At 40.9% G+C, this 16,707-nt stretch carries 13 protein-coding genes and 1 pseudogene; all 14 read left to right on the top strand.

Features of this window, described 5'->3' with window-relative positions:
* Positions 1–340: transposase (locus tag L1266_RS20485; protein WP_235378250.1), on the top strand; the 340-nt coding region annotated here is incomplete at its 5' end.
* Between the two features lie 288 nt (positions 341–628).
* Positions 629–1,845 (top strand): annotated as a pseudogene (locus L1266_RS20490) (IS4 family transposase).
* 119 nt (positions 1,846–1,964) lie between these two features.
* Positions 1,965–2,324: a hypothetical protein gene (locus tag L1266_RS20495; protein WP_235378251.1), complete on the top strand. Its 360-nt coding sequence runs from the start codon at positions 1,965–1,967 to the stop codon at positions 2,322–2,324.
* 107 nt (positions 2,325–2,431) lie between these two features.
* A complete protein-coding gene (locus tag L1266_RS20500) occupies positions 2,432–2,929 on the top strand; it encodes a DUF411 domain-containing protein (RefSeq protein WP_063528221.1) in 498 nt (165 codons plus the stop codon).
* A complete protein-coding gene (locus tag L1266_RS20505) occupies positions 2,929–4,356 on the top strand; it encodes a TolC family protein (protein WP_235378252.1) in 1,428 nt (475 codons plus the stop codon). Before L1266_RS20500 ends, L1266_RS20505 begins: the two co-directional genes overlap by 1 nt.
* Positions 4,356–6,128, top strand: a complete 1,773-nt coding sequence (locus tag L1266_RS20510) for an efflux RND transporter periplasmic adaptor subunit (protein ID WP_235374237.1) — start codon at positions 4,356–4,358, stop codon at positions 6,126–6,128. Before L1266_RS20505 ends, L1266_RS20510 begins: the two co-directional genes overlap by 1 nt.
* A gap of 15 nt (positions 6,129–6,143) precedes the next feature.
* Positions 6,144–9,308, top strand: coding sequence for an efflux RND transporter permease subunit (locus tag L1266_RS20515; RefSeq protein WP_063528224.1), 3,165 nt, complete (start codon positions 6,144–6,146; stop codon positions 9,306–9,308).
* Positions 9,301–10,008, top strand: coding sequence for a hypothetical protein (locus tag L1266_RS20520; RefSeq protein ID WP_008109638.1), 708 nt, complete (start codon positions 9,301–9,303; stop codon positions 10,006–10,008). Before L1266_RS20515 ends, L1266_RS20520 begins: the two co-directional genes overlap by 8 nt.
* The gene (locus L1266_RS20525) at positions 10,008–11,840 is read left to right on the top strand and encodes a 2Fe-2S iron-sulfur cluster-binding protein (RefSeq protein WP_235378253.1); all 1,833 of its coding nucleotides are present in this window, start codon (positions 10,008–10,010) and stop codon (positions 11,838–11,840) included. The genes L1266_RS20520 and L1266_RS20525 overlap by 1 nt, the downstream gene beginning before the upstream one ends.
* A gap of 24 nt (positions 11,841–11,864) precedes the next feature.
* Complete coding sequence (locus L1266_RS20530) at positions 11,865–12,212, top strand: copper resistance CopC family protein (protein ID WP_010558032.1); 348 nt, start codon at positions 11,865–11,867, stop codon at positions 12,210–12,212.
* Positions 12,213–12,231: 19 nt separating this feature from the next.
* Positions 12,232–13,119, top strand: coding sequence for a copper resistance D family protein (locus L1266_RS20535; protein WP_063528226.1), 888 nt, complete (start codon positions 12,232–12,234; stop codon positions 13,117–13,119).
* 15 nt (positions 13,120–13,134) lie between these two features.
* Complete coding sequence (locus L1266_RS20540; RefSeq protein WP_008467847.1) at positions 13,135–13,605, top strand: YybH family protein; 471 nt, start codon at positions 13,135–13,137, stop codon at positions 13,603–13,605.
* Between the two features lie 27 nt (positions 13,606–13,632).
* Positions 13,633–15,456, top strand: a complete 1,824-nt coding sequence (locus L1266_RS20545; protein WP_039972484.1) for a copper resistance system multicopper oxidase — start codon at positions 13,633–13,635, stop codon at positions 15,454–15,456.
* The gene (locus L1266_RS20550; protein WP_004589262.1) at positions 15,453–16,313 is read left to right on the top strand and encodes a copper resistance protein B; all 861 of its coding nucleotides are present in this window, start codon (positions 15,453–15,455) and stop codon (positions 16,311–16,313) included. The genes L1266_RS20545 and L1266_RS20550 overlap by 4 nt, the downstream gene beginning before the upstream one ends.
* The last annotated feature ends 394 nt before the right edge of the window (positions 16,314–16,707 follow it).

Below are 16,707 nucleotides of genomic sequence, written 5' to 3' on the forward strand. Positions count from 1 at the left end.
CAATCACATTGCTTGTCGAGATTGTAAAATAAGAAGTCAGTGCACTAACTCTAAAAAAGACCCTAGGCGAATAAGGCGGTGGGTGCATGAGATTCTGACAGAAGAAATGCTTCAAAAGCTAAAGAATCAACCTGAATTGATGCTTCATCGAAAGCAAACTGTTGAGCACCCCTTTGGCACAATTAAACTCTGGATGGGAGCTACCCACTTACTAACACGAGGTTTAAAAAGCGTGGGGACAGAAATAAGTCTTCATGTCCTAGCTTACAACTTCAGAAGAATGATAACAATTATGGGAGTTAACGGCCTAAGTAAAGCAATTAGAGTAGCGTTGCCATAGCAGTTTCGCTCGCGCGGAGAAAATTGCGATACTGAGAAAAAATCGATCGCAACCATCTTAAATGGTTTCAAACTAAGAACATACCCAAGACAATTTATTAAAAATTAGTTTTTACACAGTCTGTGCCAAAAGCGGACACTTCTAGTCAATGGTGAGCAACGAATTTATAGCTTGCACAAATATCAGATGTACCTAAAAGTATTTGTAAGTTTAATTAAAGCAATATAGCTGACGAATCCCCACGAATGGCGTAGATAAAACAAATAGTTAGAGGCGAAGGGAACATTCATGGCAGTTCCCGATCTGATCTTTCGCCAAAAACACCTAACCATGAATGTAAAAACAATGCTCGCCGATTTCCTCTCATTTGTCACCCCCAAATGTATGCACAAAGCCCGATTTTTAGCTGTGGGGGCGGCAGTACAAAGCTTGATGCAGAATGCCAATGTACGGTAACGGCTATCGGCCGTAATTTTGACAGTGAAACGTCAGAAAAACACGGCATCAAACGAGCTGACCGTTTGCTAAGAAATGAAGCGCTTCAAGCAGAGGCGCCGCTTATTTATGGCGAAATGACCCGCTTGCTACGTCAGGGCAAACAGCCGCTGATTTTAGTGGACTGGAGCAATGCCGACACCGAAAAGCGCCATTTTATCCTGCGTGCCAGCCTGGCGCTAGAAGGTCGCCCACTGACGTTACATCAAGTTGTTGTGCCGATGGACGAGTATACGTGCCCACACGTACACAGGGCGTTTTTATACCGGTTAAAGCAGGTACTGCCGGCAGACTTTAAGCCGGTGATTATTACCGATGCGGGTTTTAAAGTGCCGTGGTTTAAGCAAATACGTAAGCTCGGCTGGCATTACATTGCCAGAGTTCGTGGCAACCAGACACTGCAACTACCCGGCCAGGATGCCTATATCACGGTTGCCAAAGCCTACAAAAAAGCACGCCCTACGCCCCAAGTCTTGGGTGAGGTTAAGCTGACCAAAGCCCAGCAATATCGCACTCAAGCCGTGCTGGTGGGCACCGGTTGGAAGCTGCGAAAATCCGACAAACACAAGCAATATAAAGAGCCGTGGTTGTTGGTCTCATCCTTGCCCAATTGCTTCGATTACGCGACGAAGATTGCCAAATGCTACGGCAAACGCATGCAAATAGAAGAGAGCTTCCGCGACCAGAAAAGCCAGACCTATGGCTTAGGTAGCGAAGCCCACCGTACTTATAAACGCGAACGATTGGAAGTGCTGTTGCTATTAGCGGCACTGGCAAATTGGTTGCATTACATGATAGGGCTGGCGGCAGAGCTGGCCGGGAAGCACTTGCAGTTTCAGGCTAACAGCATCAAACATCGGCGAGTACTCTCATTTAACTACCTGGGAATGCGATTATCAAAGGCCGCCCAGCTGGGCTTAACTGAAGAAGAGATACAAGCGGCAAGACGGCAAGTCATGCTCTGGGCCGCAGAGTTTGACTGGGGTGTCATCAAACTGGAAAAGAGCTGATACTATGGTCAAATTCGAGGGGATCCCTCAGCAAATATTCATAAATGTTTACATGACATCAATTTACTTATTCGAAAATTTGTATTAGCATAGGCCATGTATATTTTTTTGAGAATTTTATGTCTAAAGCATTTTCAAAAGTCTTAGTAATAACGCTTATGCTGGTTGCCTTTGTAGGGCAAGCATTTGCGTATTCTGCTATGTCTTGCGAAATGTCATCAGGTTCTCACGAATCACACATGAACATGAACATGAACATGAACCATGGTGATATGAATAAAAGCAGTAATGGTCAATCAGAAGATTGTTGTGACGTTGAATGTATTTGTCCTGCAAATGCTTGCTCATCTACGACAGTCCTAAATTCCAGTATTGATTCGACAGATATTCAAATATTCAGTGAATCTGTAGCTGCTCTGCAATCTAAACAACCTCATTCAATTTCCACTTCCCTTTATCGTCCACCAATTTTTGCCTAATACAGGATTAGTGCGTCCAAATTTCGCGCACATGTAATTAATTTTTCTGTTAGTCAATATAGCGTCGTAGCGCTATAGATATTTTCCAGCGATGTCTGGGGGCAAAAATGATCAATAAGTATTTAAAAATAGCAGTAGTAATGCTGCTTTCACCTGCGTTTGCAAACGCCAACGAACATAACCATGCACACAATAACGACGTAACACCTTTGGAGTTAATCGTTTATAAAACCCCTAATTGTGGGTGTTGTAAAAAATGGATAACTCATATTGAAGACAAAGGGAACGTTGCGCATTCCAAAGATTTCCGAAACATCGGCAACATCAAAACTAAGTATGGTATCAAACCTAATTACCGTTCATGCCACACGGCAGTGAGTAGAAATGGATTTGCCTTTGAAGGTCATATACCTGCTAAATTTATTCAGCAGTTCTTATCAGAAGAACATCCCAATGCGATTGGGCTTTCAGTTCCAGCAATGCCAGTTGGCTCTCCCGGTATGGAAGTCGATGACCGCTTTATGCCATACAACGTGTTAATTCTATTTAAAGATGGAACGAGCAAAGTCTATGCAAAAGTTAAAACATACGAGGAGCAATTCTAATGAAATTGAACTCTTCAAACCTTACTTCACTTTCAACTGCATTAATACTCGGCTTATCTGTATTCTCAGCTCAAGCTGAGAAAGTAGTGTCGCTTGAACAAGCTATCACCTTAGCTCAGCAAAATGATCCTTGGCTTCATGGTAGCCGGTTGAAACAAAGTGCAGTTGAAAATAGAAGTATTGCTTCAGGTACTTTGCCTGATCCGAAAGTATCGCTAGGGATAATGAATTTACCAACAGATACTTGGGATTTAGATCAGGAAGGAATGACTCAGCTAAAGGTTGGCGTCTCTCAAATGTTTCCGAGAGGCGACAGTCTAGAGATCAAGAAAGACCAGTTACAAATTGAGTCCACGAAATTTCCACTGTTACGAGAGGATCGTAAAGCTAAGTTGAAAAGCCAAGTGTCACAACTTTGGTTAGATGCTTACTTAGCCCAACAAACTATTAAATTGATTGAAGATGATTGGTCTCTTTTTGAGCAGATGGCGGAAGTGGCTAAAGCTAGCTATTCAAACGTTGTTGGTAAAACTAGACAGCAAGATGTTATTCGTGCTCAGTTGGAAATCGTGCAGTTAGATGACAGATTAACTTCGCAAAAGCAGAAACTAGAAACGACAATCGCTCGTCTCAATGAGTGGCTTCATATTTACGATGCGGATCGTTTGAATGAATCATTCAACTTTGACGCGCAACCATTAGAGTTTAGGGTTTCTAAAAAGTTACCTGCAATTACTCTGAATAATCCAACAGTCCTAAAAGCATCTAATTACTCAAGAAATCTATTGGCTCAGGAACTTGCTAATCATCCAGCCATACTTGCAATTGATGTAAAACGCAAAGCTTCAGAAAAAGGAGTTGAGTTAGCCAAACAGCAATATGAGCCGCAATGGGGTGTCAATGCGAGCTATGCCTATCGTGACAATATGCCTTCTGGTGATAGCCGAGCTGATTTATTTTCTGTTGGGGTAACGTTTGATTTGCCTTTGTTCACTGAGAATAGACAAGATAAGCAAGTTGCAGCTTCTATTGCTGATTCAGAAGCTATAAAAACCGAGAAATTATTGCTGACAAAACAAATGATCAGTGCGGTGGAAAAGGAGCTTAGACAGCTTAAACGTTTATCTGACAGGCAGTCTATTTATCAAAAACAACTTCTCAAACAAACGCATGACCAAGCTGAAGCGTCATTGACGGCTTACACCAACGATGATGGTGATTTTGCCGAAGTTGTTCGAGCAAGAATCGCAGAATTAAATGCCAGAATAGCAGCCTTAAAAATTGATGTTGACGCACTTAAAACAGTTGCTCGCATTAACTATTTCTTTTCGTACTCTCAAACTAACTCAAATGCTGAGCATAAGCCAATGCACACTTCGCACAGAATGAATCAACACTTATCCAATCAGCAATTTGGAGAAAAATAATGTCAACGAATACTAAAACACCAAATTTGAAACTAGTAGCCGCCATCATCATTGGGGCAGCACTAGGTGCTGGAGCATTAAGTTTATATCAAGGTACAGGTTCAAGCGGTAATGGCAATGAAGCTACATCAGGAGAGAAAAAACCGCTGTATTGGGTTGCACCGATGGATTCTAATTACCGTCGTGACAAGCCCGGTAAGTCGCCTATGGGTATGGATTTAATTCCTGTGTATGAAGAAGGATCATCTGGTGATGACTTTGGCCCCGGAGCCGTAAAAATCGCGCCTCATGTAGTGAATAATCTTGGGGTTCGCACTGCTCCTGTTGAGCTTAAAAATATGCATACTGAAATATCAACCGTAGGTTACGTTCAATATGATGAAGATAAGCTAATTCACATCCATCCACGTGTAGATGGTTGGATAGAAAAGCTCTACGTCAAAGCCGCAGGTAATCCTGTTGAGAAAGGGCAGCCTCTATATACACTATATTCTCCTCAGCTAGTTAACGCGCAAGAAGAACTATTAATAGCTATAAAGCGCAATAATAGTTCCTTAATTGCGGCGGCCAAAGATCGGCTTAAAGCGTTACAGCTTTCAGCAGACTTTATTCAAAAGCTAGAAAAGACACGAAAGGTTCAGCAAAACATCACCTTTTACTCCCCTCAGGCAGGTGTTGTTGATGGTTTGAAGATTAGAGAGGGTTTTTATGTAAAGCCGGGAAACACCATATTAAGCATTGGTCAGCTAGATCAAGTTTGGGTTGAAGCAGAAGTGTTTGAACGTGACGCAGCCTTAATTAAAGAGGGACTTCCTGTATCAATGACACTGGATTATTTACCCGGAGAGGACTGGGCTGGTGTCGTTGATTATGTTTATCCAACATTGAATAGTAAAACACGCACACTCAGAGTGAGACTGAAGTTTGACAACCCAGACTATCAATTAAAACCAAACATGTTTGCACAAGTCTCTATTCACGCTAATCAAGCTGATAGCACGATACTCGTACCTAAAGAAGCCGTCATTCGCACAGGTAAACAAGACAGAGTTGTACTTGCCTTGGGGGATGGGCAATTTAAGTCTATCGAAGTGACAATTGGCCGGGTTGATATCGATAGTATCGAAATCTTAGAGGGTCTTAATGAAGATGATGTTGTGGTGACATCTGCTCAATTCTTGATTGATTCTGAATCAAGTAAAAACTCTGATTTTAAACGAATGACTCATGACGAAGTGCCTAGCTCTGTTTGGATGGAAGGCGAAATCAACAGCGTCATGGCGGGACATCGTATGGTTAATATTACTCATGGTCCTGCTGAGGCTTGGGATTGGCCTGAAATGGTTATGGATTTTACTGTGGCTGAAAAAGTCGATATTGACTCATTAAAGTCAGGTCAATCTTTGCACTTTGAAGTGAGCAAAACCGAAGAGGGTGGATATGAAGTTACTGGAATTCATATCATGAGTGAGCCTGCTGATATGAGTGAAGAAGTATCATCAGCAACAGCATCAGGTTTAATTAATGCGATTGATATTGATACACGGATTCTAAATATTAGCCGAGGCCCAATAGAGAAGTGGGATAGACCTGCTGCGACGATGGATTTTATCGTCGCGGACAATATAGAAATAGTTGATTTCAATGTTGGTGATAATGTCACTTTCACTTTTGAGGTTAGGGATGACTTAGTTATCACTGACATTTCTCTTGAATCAGATGAACAACACGGCAAGGAAAATAAGCCGGTCGTTGATCACTCGAATCATTAAGTTGGGAGAAAAATAATGATTGAATCAATTATTAGATGGTCAATTGGCAATCGCTTCTTTGTTATCTTAGCTACCTTAATTTTGATTGGTGGTGGGCTATTTTCAATAAAGAATACGCCTGTTGATGCACTACCAGATTTATCTGACGTTCAAGTAATAATTAAAACGAATTACCCCGGTCAGGCACCGCAAGTTGTTCAAGATCAGGTTACTTATCCACTGACAACTGCAATGTTGTCTGTTCCCGGCGCTGTTACTGTTCGTGGCTATTCATTTTTTGGTGACTCATTTGTTTACGTCATCTTTGACGAAGACACTGACTTATATTGGGCAAGGAGCAGAGTACTTGAATATTTAAGTCAAGTAGCCCCTTCACTACCCGCTAGTGCGCGTCCACAACTAGGGCCAGATGCGACAGGTGTTGGCTGGGTTTACCTATATTCTCTTGTAGATAAAACGGGCAACTTGGATATTAGCCAATTGCGTAGTATTCAAGATTGGTTCTTAAAATATGAATTGCAAACTGTCCCCGGAGTGTCAGAGGTTGCTGCCGTTGGTGGAATGGTTAAACAATATCAAATACAAGTCGATCCCGATAAGTTAAGAGCCTACGGTATACCACTTAGTCACATTCAAATGGCCCTTAAGCGTGGTAACCAAGAAACAGGTGCCTCTGTTGTTGAAATGGCTGAAGCAGAGTACATGGTTACCGCTACTGGCTATATCAAAAGTATTTCAGATATAGAGTTGATCCCTCTCGGTGTGAACGAACAAGGAACGCCGCTTACTATTGGCGATGTGGCAGAAGTTAACTTAGGTCCACAAATGAGACGGGGCATCGCGGAACTTAATGGTGAAGGAGAAGTTGTTGGTGGTGTGGTTGTTATGCGCTTTGGTGAAAACGCACAAAAAACCATTGATGGAGTAAAAGCCAAATTAGAAGAGTTAAAAAAAGGTTTACCCGAAGGAGTTGAAATAGTTACGGTTTATGATCGCTCTGGCTTAATAGGAGAGGCGGTAGAAAACCTATGGAGTAAATTGCTCGAAGAGCTTGCTGTCGTCGCGATTGTATGTGTTGCATTTCTGTTTCATTTGCGATCTTCGATTGTTGCAGTTGTCACTCTACCTATTGGCATCTTAGCTTCATTTATCATCATGCATATGCAAGGTATCAATGCGAATATTATGTCATTAGGTGGTATCGCTATTGCAATTGGTGCGATGACAGATGGCGCAATAGTGATGATTGAAAATATGCATAAACATATGGAAAAGACACCGCTAACAGATGAAAATCGTTGGCAAATAGTCTCAAAGGCGGCAAGTGAAGTCGGTCCTGCATTATTCTTTAGTTTGCTCATCATTACAGTCTCATTCTTGCCTGTATTTATTTTGGAAGCGCAAGAAGGAAGAATGTTCTCTCCTCTTGCTTACACAAAAACATATGCAATGGCTGCATCAGCAGGCTTAGCGATAACATTGGTGCCTGTATTAATGGGGTACTTTATTCGAGGCAAAATTGTTTCAGAAAAGAAAAATCCGTTAAACCGATTGCTAATTGCTATTTACATGCCTGTTTTAAAGCAAGTAATGAAGTTTCCAAAATCGACAATTGTAGCAGCAATATTAGTGACTATCGTCGGTTTTTGGCCTGTTGATAAGATTGGTAGCGAGTTTATTCCTCCTCTAGATGAAGGAGATTTAATGTACATGCCGACTACATATCCGGGGATCTCTATTGGTAAGGCAAGAGAAATTCTACAGCAGACAGACAAGCTAATTAAAACAGTGCCAGAAGTTGAAACAGTATTTGGTAAAGTAGGAAGAGCTGAAACTGCAACTGATCCCGCGCCTCTAACTATGATTGAGACCTTCATTCAGTTGAAGCCTCAAGAAGAGTGGCGTGAGGGAGTTACAACAGAATCTTTAAAAGCTGAGTTTGATAAGTTGGTTAAGTTTCCGGGCTTGACGAATGCTTGGGTTATGCCAATCAAAACTCGTATTGATATGTTGGCAACAGGTATTAAAACGCCAGTAGGTATTAAAGTAGCAGGAGCTGATTTAAATACGATTCAAGAGATAGGGCAACAAATAGAGCAATTGTTACCTGAGGTGACAGGAACCGCTTCAGTTTATTCTGAACGAGTTGCAGGTGGACGATATATCAAAGTTGATATTTCTCGTGAGAAAGCAAGTCGTTTTGGATTAAACATCGATGACGTACAACAAGTAGTTTCAACTGCTATTGGTGGGATGAATGTCACTCAAACAGTAGAAGGTCAAGAGCGTTATCCTGTCAACTTGCGATACCCACAAGATTATCGTGACTCTCCAGAGCAGTTGTCGCGCTTGCCTGTTGTCACTCCAAATGGACAACGCATCGCACTAGGTGACGTAGCTGAAATAAAAGTAGAAGTAGGCCCTCCGGGGATCAAGAGTGAAAATGCACGTATTAATGGTTGGACGTTCATTGATATAGAGGGCGTTGACGTAGGTACTTATGTTGAAAGTGCAAAAGAGCATTTAGCTAAAAATCTTATATTACCAGCAGGTTATTCGATTACTTGGGCTGGTCAATACGAATATATGGAAAGAGCCAAAGCCAAGCTTACTTACGTTGTTCCATTGACGCTCGCCATTATTGTTATTTTGCTTTATTTGAACTTCAGAGCGTTTAGCGAAGTTGCGATCATCATTGTGACTTTACCGATGGCAATGATCGGTGGGTTATGGTTGATGTATTTAGAAGGGTTCAACTTCTCTGTAGCAGTTGGTGTAGGCTTTATTGCTCTGGCTGGAGTAGCTGTTGAGATTGGCGTAATAATGTTGGTATATCTCAATCAGGCGCTCGCTGAACTTAAGGAAAAAGCGAAAGAGCGAGCAGAACTCATCTCAGAAGATGAATATCAAGATGCCTTATTGCACGGTGCTGGATTACGTGTTCGTCCTGTAATGATGACAGTAGCGACAATCATTATCGGCCTAATGCCTATTTTATATGGTACAGGAACAGGCTCTGAGGTAATGAGTCGTATTGCTGCACCAATGGTAGGTGGGATGACAAGTGCAGTCCTGCTAACTCTAATTGTTTTACCCGCGATTTATTCAATCGTTAAAAAGCCCGAAGTAAACGCCTTTAACAAGGAACTTTCTAACTCGGAGCTAAAAAACAATGCTTAGAAAAGCTAGGAAGTACCATAAATGGCTAATGGCATTTGTAGGGATACAATTCCTTTTCTGGTCGATTACTGGTGTGTATATGGTGACTATGGATATTCACTATATACACGGCGAAACCTTGGCTAAGAGTGAGGAAGCCAAAATAGATTTAGCAAGTATGGATTACTCCATTGTAAAGCTAGCTGCGGATTATCCTAAAGCTAGCCAAGTTACACTTACTCAAAGTATGGGCCGTCCTTTGTATTCTTTTATTAATGGAGAAAATGGAAAAGTAGCAATAGATGCTAAAACTGGAGCTGTTCAGGCCCTTGTAGATGAAACCAAGGCTAAAGAAATCGCACAATACCATTATGTGCTGAATCATCAAATCGACAGCATAAGGTTGATTAAGTCAGCGACAAACTTGCCTGCTGAGTTGTCCCCAAGGCATTTACCTGTTTGGAGAGTGACGTTTGAGCAATTCTCCACACCGACATTTTATATAAGTCAACAAACAGGATCACTTGTTGCCAAGCGTCATGATTACTGGCGATTGTTTGATTGGATGTGGCGGTTCCACATTATGGATTACTATGATGGAGAAAACGTATCTAACTGGTTTTTGTTCTTGGTCGCAACTCTAGGTCTAATGGGAGCAATTACTGGCGCAGTATTGACTTATTACCGAGTGCTTTCCCCAAATAAAAAGAGAGTCATTTGATGCGACTATTTAAGTTAAATACAACGATACACAAGTGGCTTTCTTTATTTGTTGGTTTACAACTGCTTATTTGGTTGGGAACGGGCCTTTACTTCAATTTGATGGATCACAGTAAAGCCAGTGGTAATGAACTTAGAGTTCATTCTCATCATGAAGGTAGCATTACAGGCTTTGACCTATTCCCTATTAAAGACATTACTAGTAATGCTCCGCAGGAAGTAAACCTTATATGGGTTTTACATCAGCCTTACTATCATTTTGTGTTCGATAAGGGGCAGCATAGCTATCAAGAACGCCACTCAAAGCTATTTGATGCTGTAACAGGAAAGCCATTTAATTTGTCTGAAGAACAAGTACTAACTTTGGCAAAAAACTCCTACTCAGGACAGGGTAAGTTAACTACTCCAGTGTTATCTCAACCTCCGTTTTCTGATCACGTAAGGCAGCAAAATCCTATGTGGCAAGTTGCCGTTGAGGATGAGAACAATACAACTATTTATTTAGATAGTATTACAGGTCAAGTACTTCGCCATGCCAATGATGATTTCAGATTGAAAGATCTGATGATGAAGCTTCACTTTATGGACTATGGCAATTCTGGAGGATTTAACCATTGGTTGATCATTGCATTTGCTTTTGCAACGCTATTCCTTTCAATTACTGGTGTTACTTGGCTGATACAACAGTATCGAAGTGGTTTACTGAAGCTAGGTTGGGGCACTAACAGGCAAAAAGTGGCAGTGACGTTTTCCAATGAAAATACTATTACTGACATCTCAGCAGTTGGTCGCTCAACTGTACTAGAAGGGCTAGCTAGTTCACATGTATACCTTCCTTCAGGTTGCGGTGGTGGCGGTACTTGTGGCAAATGCGTGTTCTTAAGTTCAACTAAATTACCTATCACACTATCTGAACAGGAACATTTATCTCAGGAGCAACTTAAGGAAGGTTATCGGCTTGGATGTCAGCATAGGTTCTCTGAAATTAGTTCGATTGAAGTTAATACTGATCGCAATATTGAAAATCATGAGCTAGTTGTGGTTGCGACTAATTTCATTACTCCTTTTATCAAGGAAGTGAAATTTAAGCTGAAATCAGGCAAACAGTTGGCATTTAAAGCTGGTGCATATATGCAATTTGATGTGCCAGCAGGGATGAATAGCTTACGTCCAGATGATATGCCAGAGTGCTATGAAAAATACTGGGATAGCTACTATCATGGAAAATTTTCTCATAACGGTGTAACTCGCCACTACTCATTAGTTAACTTTGACGAGGAGTCTGATGAGTTAATGTTTAATATCCGTTGGCAGACCGCAAAGAATGGTTTTAAAGCAGGAATAGGTTCAAGTTATTTAGGTTCACTCCAAGTAGGTGAAACGATAACTGCAAAAGGCCCTTTTTCTGATTTTTATGCCACTTCAAATAAAAAAGTTAGTCGCGTGTTTATAGGTGCGGGTTCAGGACTTGCACCACTAAGGTCTATTATTTTTGAACAGTTGAAAAAGCATAAAGATAAAAGTGGTTTGACTCTTATCTATGGTGCGCGAACTGAAGATGACTTGCTATACCATAATGAATTGAAGTCACTGAGTGAGAAGCATAAAAACTTCTCTTATATTCCTACTCTTTCTAATCCTTCAGAAGAATGGCAAGGGCACTCAGGCTATGTTCAAAAAGTACTTCTGCCGTATATGAACCAAAAATCAGAACTGCTTTTGGCTGAGTTTTACTTGTGCGGTTCAGAAGCAATGATGAGTGAAGTGGAAAAAATAATTACAGATGCTGGGATTCCAAGTAATCAAATTTTCAAAGATAAATTTAGTCGTTAATCCATTAAATAAATAGAGGTAAATATGAAAAAACTAATTAAATTTTTAACCGTAATCAGTGTCGTTTTTAGTAGTGCGGTATTTGCGCATGTGCATCTTGAAAAAAGTGTGCCTGCTGATAATGCAATGCTAATGAATCCTCCAGAAGAGTTAACTTTGGTGTTCACCAAAGAGGTACGGGTTGTAAAAGTTTCATTGGCCAATAAACAAGGCGAAGAATTTAAATTTGGATTCGAGCCTTCTAAAGTCGCTACTAGCAAATTTACATGGAAACTACCTAAATTAGCTCCTGCAAACTATGCTGTGGATGTAACCTTCTTAGGTAACGATGGTCATAAAATGAAACATAGCTTCGGCTTTATGGTTCACTAAAATAGGCGGTGTGATTGATATGGAAATGTATATCTGGAATACAGTCATTGTACTGTCAAAAATTGTATTTTACGTCGGCTTTGCCTGTATTGCTGGTTATACATTTTTCAGGCAAATATTTGAGAATAATGAATCTCATACTAATGCTGTAATCGCGAATTTAACGTGTACAAGAACTTATATAGTTATGGCTTTGATCGCTAATATTACTTGGTTCTTTGCCAGTACTGGTGCAATGGCAGAAGAGGGAATTCAGGGGGCGATAGACGCTGATATATTGGCTATTATGTGGGACTCCTCTGTCGGCACTGGAGCTTTGCTTCGAGCGCTTGGGCTAGTTACCGCAATAATCGCTTTAGCTTTAAGGTTCAAACTCGCTGTGAACTCGTACTTAAAACAAAGCGCTTTAATGTTGAGTTTATTAATCCTTGCATACTCATTCACGTTACTGGGTCATATTTCTGAGTTAGGCACAATTGAAAAAGGCTTGCTTATTTTGCATGTGCTCGTTATGGCATGGTGGTTTGGGGCGTTATTGCCACTAAAACAGGCTTGCCATCAGCTAAGTTATGCAGAACTTCATTTGCTGATGGAAAGCTTTGGCAAACAAGCAAGTTTTACATTGAGCCTATTGTTGGTAGCAGGCCTCTGGCTCGTGATTCAATTGGTCGGAAGTCTTGATGCACTAATAAGCTCAAGTTACGGACAAACACTGTTGTTTAAATTGGCCCTTGTAGTGTCTATTTTGGCACTTGCTGCTAAACATAAACTAATACTCGTTCCACAACTTAAAAATAGTCAAGGCAGAGAGGCTTTATCTAAATCTATCTCGATAGAAATGGTAGTAGCTTTTGCCATTTTATCTGTAACGGCTGGGCTTACTAGTGTTGTTGGCCCTGCAAATTAAAACCTAAAAGAGAGAATGAAAATGAAAACAATAAATATATTACTCGTTTTATTAATGACGTTTAGTTTCGCAGCAAACGCTCATGGTGATAAGAACAAAGACAAAGGTTTGTTTAAAGGTATAGATACCCCAGCCGCAAAAGTTGTTTTGGCATTTCATCAAGCACTTGAAACTGGCAATCAAAAACAGGCTAGAGCGCAGTTAGCGGATGATGTCACCATCTTCGAGGGAGGCCGCGTTGAAAGGAGCGCTGATGAATATGCTCATCATCATATGTTGTCGGATATGAAGTATTTAGCAGCGATGAAGAGCGACACACTTGAACATCAAGTGACGATACTTGGAAATACCGCTATCTCTGCGTCGCGCAGTCAAACTACAGGTACTCATAAAGGTGTTGAACGCGATTATCAAGGCATGGAAACGATGGTGCTGGAAAAACAAAATGGTGAATGGAAGATTAAGCACATTCATTGGTCACATTAATTTATTGGTCAAACAACGGAGAGTAAAATGAGAAACAACAATCCATTACATCAAGTTTCTACGCCACGTAGACGCTTTGTACAAGGATTAGCTGCTGGCGGTGTATTAGCTGCTTTTCCAAGTGTTCTTCATGCAGCTTCATCTTTGCTTGCTGGAACTTCAACAGGTACTGCGCCCGAACTAAGTGGGGAAGTCATAGATCTGGTGATAGATGAGTCACCAGTAAACTTCACAGGTGTTGTAAGAATGGCTACAACAATCAATGGCTCAATACCAGCTCCTACCTTGCGCCTCAGAGAAGGTGATGACGTTACTATCAGGGTAACGAATAAATTATCAGTGCCGAGTTCAATTCATTGGCATGGGATCATTCTTCCGTATCAAATGGATGGCGTACCGGGTATTAGCTTTAAAGGTATAATGCCGGGTGAAACCTTTGTTTATAAATTTAAGCTGCAACAAAGCGGCACATATTGGTATCACTCACACAGTGGTTTTCAAGAAATGACAGGTATGTACGGCGCATTAATTATTGAGCCAAGAGAAAAGGATATTATTAGTGCTGACAATGAGCATGTCATCCAATTGTCTGATTGGACTGATGATGACCCAATGGATTTGTTTCGCAAGTTAAAAGTACAGAGCGATGTATTTAACTTTAATCAACCTACTGTTCCAGAGTTTTTTGATGACATTTCAAATAGCAGCGTTTCAAATGCGCTACAACGCCGGGAAATGTGGAATAAAATGAGAATGAACCCTACAGATCTTGCAGACTTATCAGCATCTGCAATGACTTTTTTAATGAATGGTTGTGCGCCTTTGACAAACTGGCGTGGAATGTTTAAAGCTGGCGAAAAGGTTAGGCTTAGATTTATTAACGGTTCTAGCAATACGTTTTTTGATGTAAGAATACCTGAGCTGAAGTTAACAGTTGTACAAGCTGATGGACAAAATGTTGAACCTGTGACAGTAGATGAATTTAGATTTGGTCCCGGTGAAACTTATGATGTACTTGTCGAGCCAAAAAATGATGCATATACGATTTTTGCACAAAGCATGGATCGCTCAGGTTATGCTAAAGGTACTTTATCAATGGCACCTAATATTGATGCACCAGTACCTGCTCTAGATCCCGTTGAATGGTTAACGATGACAGATATGATGGGGAATATGGCCCAAGGTGGTGAGCATTCCGCGATGGCAGGTATGGCAGACATGTCGGGCATGAATTCTAATAAAATGGATCATAGTGCAATGGGTCATGGAGCGATGGCAATGGATCATAGTAAACATGGAATGACTAAAAACCCATTAGCTGTTGCTAGCACTAAAGTGCGTCATGCAAAAACAGAGTATGGAGCTTCTGTTGATATGCGTGTTGATATGCCTAGAACAAACCTTGATGATCCCGGTATAGGTTTACGTAAAAATGGACGCCGTGTTTTAACACTTGCAGATTTACATTCTCTTGAGGGAATTACAAACCAGCAAGAGCCAGAGGCTGAAATTGAATTACATTTAACTGGAAACATGGAGCGTTATAGCTGGTCATTTGATGGCTTGGAATTTGGAAAAAGCACGCCAGTTCACATGAAGCATAATCAACGTTTAAGAGTTATTTTACAAAACGATACAATGATGACACATCCCATGCACCTGCATGGTATGTGGAGCGATTTGGAGAATGAAAAAGGTGATGTACAGGTTCGTCGCCATACTATCCCTGTACAACCAGCGCAAAGAATTAGTTTTTTAACAACACCTCATGACGTAGGTCGCTGGGCATGGCATTGCCATTTATTATTCCACATGGATGCAGGTATGTTTAGAGAGGTAGTTGTATCATGAAAAAATTAATACTAACCAATACGTTAAGACTATTATTAATAGGTTTGCCCCTTATAAGTGTATCTGTATCTGCAAAAGATGAGATGACTGAGATGGGTGATTCTAAAATGCAAGCACAAGGTGGAGATGCACCTAAAGATGCTAGAGACCCCCATGCTTATGCAGCAGGTACAACTTTGACTGAAGGTCCTTATGCACTCAGTAGCGACAAACGACTGACTTTGGCAGATGAGCATTCATTTTACGCGCTACTAGGGGATCGTCTTGAATATAATGAGCAAACAAACGCAGGTGTTTTTGACTTTCAGGCATGGTATGGCACTACTTTTGATAGATTAGTCATCAAAACTGAGGGAGATTTTAGCGAAGGTAATTTAGAGGAGAACCAAACAGATTTTCTATGGGGCCACGCAATATCTGCTTATTGGGATACACAAGTCGGTATTCGACTTGATTACAATAACGAAGGTGAAAACCGCAAATGGCTAGCTTTTGGTTTACAAGGTCTAGCCCCCTACTGGTTTGAAATTGATATGACTGCGTATTTAGGAGAGCAAGGTAATAGTGCATTTTCGATCGAAGCTGAGTATGAGCTATTACTTACTCAAAAGTTAATTGTTCAACCACGAGCAGAGTTGACGCTTTACGGTAAGGATGACGTCCAAAATAACCTTGGTAGTGGCTTATCTAGCAGTGCTATTGGTTTTCGGGTTCGTTATGAGTTTACCCGCCAGTTTGCTCCCTATGTTGGCGTTGAGTGGACAAATAAATTTGGTAATACAGCCGACTTTGCGAAGTTAAATGGGCAAAGTACGCGTGATACTGCTTTTGTTGCAGGTATCAAGTTCTGGCTCTGATGTGAAGAAATACTATATTGACTTGATGAGAGCTACCGCAACTATATTGATGGTAGCTTTCGTTTTTTGGGATTTAAACCATTTTAGTTATGTTAGGAAAGGCCTAGCTAATAGTTTTTTGGAAAGAACTAAGAGCAGTAATAGTAAGCTACTTCTTGTTTTCAGTCGGTGCCAGTCTGGTGTATACCTATCAAGGTGGAATATCAGCTAAGAAGTAAAGTTGGCGAATGTTTAAGGTTAAAGAGTCAAGCCAAAAAACATCGCCATTGAACATTAGGCTTGCGCAATCTCACCCTTTCAAGGGCGAGTCAAGCAAGAGGTAACTAGTCTTTTTTCTGACTTAAAGCGCGTGAAGTTTTTACGGCTCTTTCACTTGGCGGTGTGTTTTGATTTT

It is taken from the genome of Pseudoalteromonas sp. Cn5-37 (assembly GCF_021532495.1).
Lineage (GTDB): Bacteria > Pseudomonadota > Gammaproteobacteria > Enterobacterales > Alteromonadaceae > Pseudoalteromonas > Pseudoalteromonas simplex.

Excerpts from the sequence above, each read along its gene's own strand:
- L1266_RS20545 (WP_039972484.1), top strand. The coding sequence starts at position 13,633 with ATGAGAAACAACAATCCATTACATCAAGTTTCTACGCCACGTAGACGC.
- L1266_RS20500 (WP_063528221.1), top strand. The coding sequence starts at position 2,432 with ATGATCAATAAGTATTTAAAAATAGCAGTAGTAATGCTGCTTTCACCT.
- L1266_RS20530 (WP_010558032.1), top strand. The coding sequence starts at position 11,865 with ATGAAAAAACTAATTAAATTTTTAACCGTAATCAGTGTCGTTTTTAGT.
- L1266_RS20515 (WP_063528224.1), top strand. The coding sequence starts at position 6,144 with ATGATTGAATCAATTATTAGATGGTCAATTGGCAATCGCTTCTTTGTT.
- L1266_RS20540 (WP_008467847.1), top strand. The coding sequence starts at position 13,135 with ATGAAAATGAAAACAATAAATATATTACTCGTTTTATTAATGACGTTT.
- L1266_RS20510 (WP_235374237.1), top strand. The coding sequence starts at position 4,356 with ATGTCAACGAATACTAAAACACCAAATTTGAAACTAGTAGCCGCCATC.
- L1266_RS20520 (WP_008109638.1), top strand. The coding sequence starts at position 9,301 with ATGCTTAGAAAAGCTAGGAAGTACCATAAATGGCTAATGGCATTTGTA.
- L1266_RS20525 (WP_235378253.1), top strand. The coding sequence starts at position 10,008 with ATGCGACTATTTAAGTTAAATACAACGATACACAAGTGGCTTTCTTTA.
- L1266_RS20505 (WP_235378252.1), top strand. The coding sequence starts at position 2,929 with ATGAAATTGAACTCTTCAAACCTTACTTCACTTTCAACTGCATTAATA.
- L1266_RS20495 (WP_235378251.1), top strand. The coding sequence starts at position 1,965 with ATGTCTAAAGCATTTTCAAAAGTCTTAGTAATAACGCTTATGCTGGTT.
- L1266_RS20535 (WP_063528226.1), top strand. The coding sequence starts at position 12,232 with ATGGAAATGTATATCTGGAATACAGTCATTGTACTGTCAAAAATTGTA.
- L1266_RS20550 (WP_004589262.1), top strand. The coding sequence starts at position 15,453 with ATGAAAAAATTAATACTAACCAATACGTTAAGACTATTATTAATAGGT.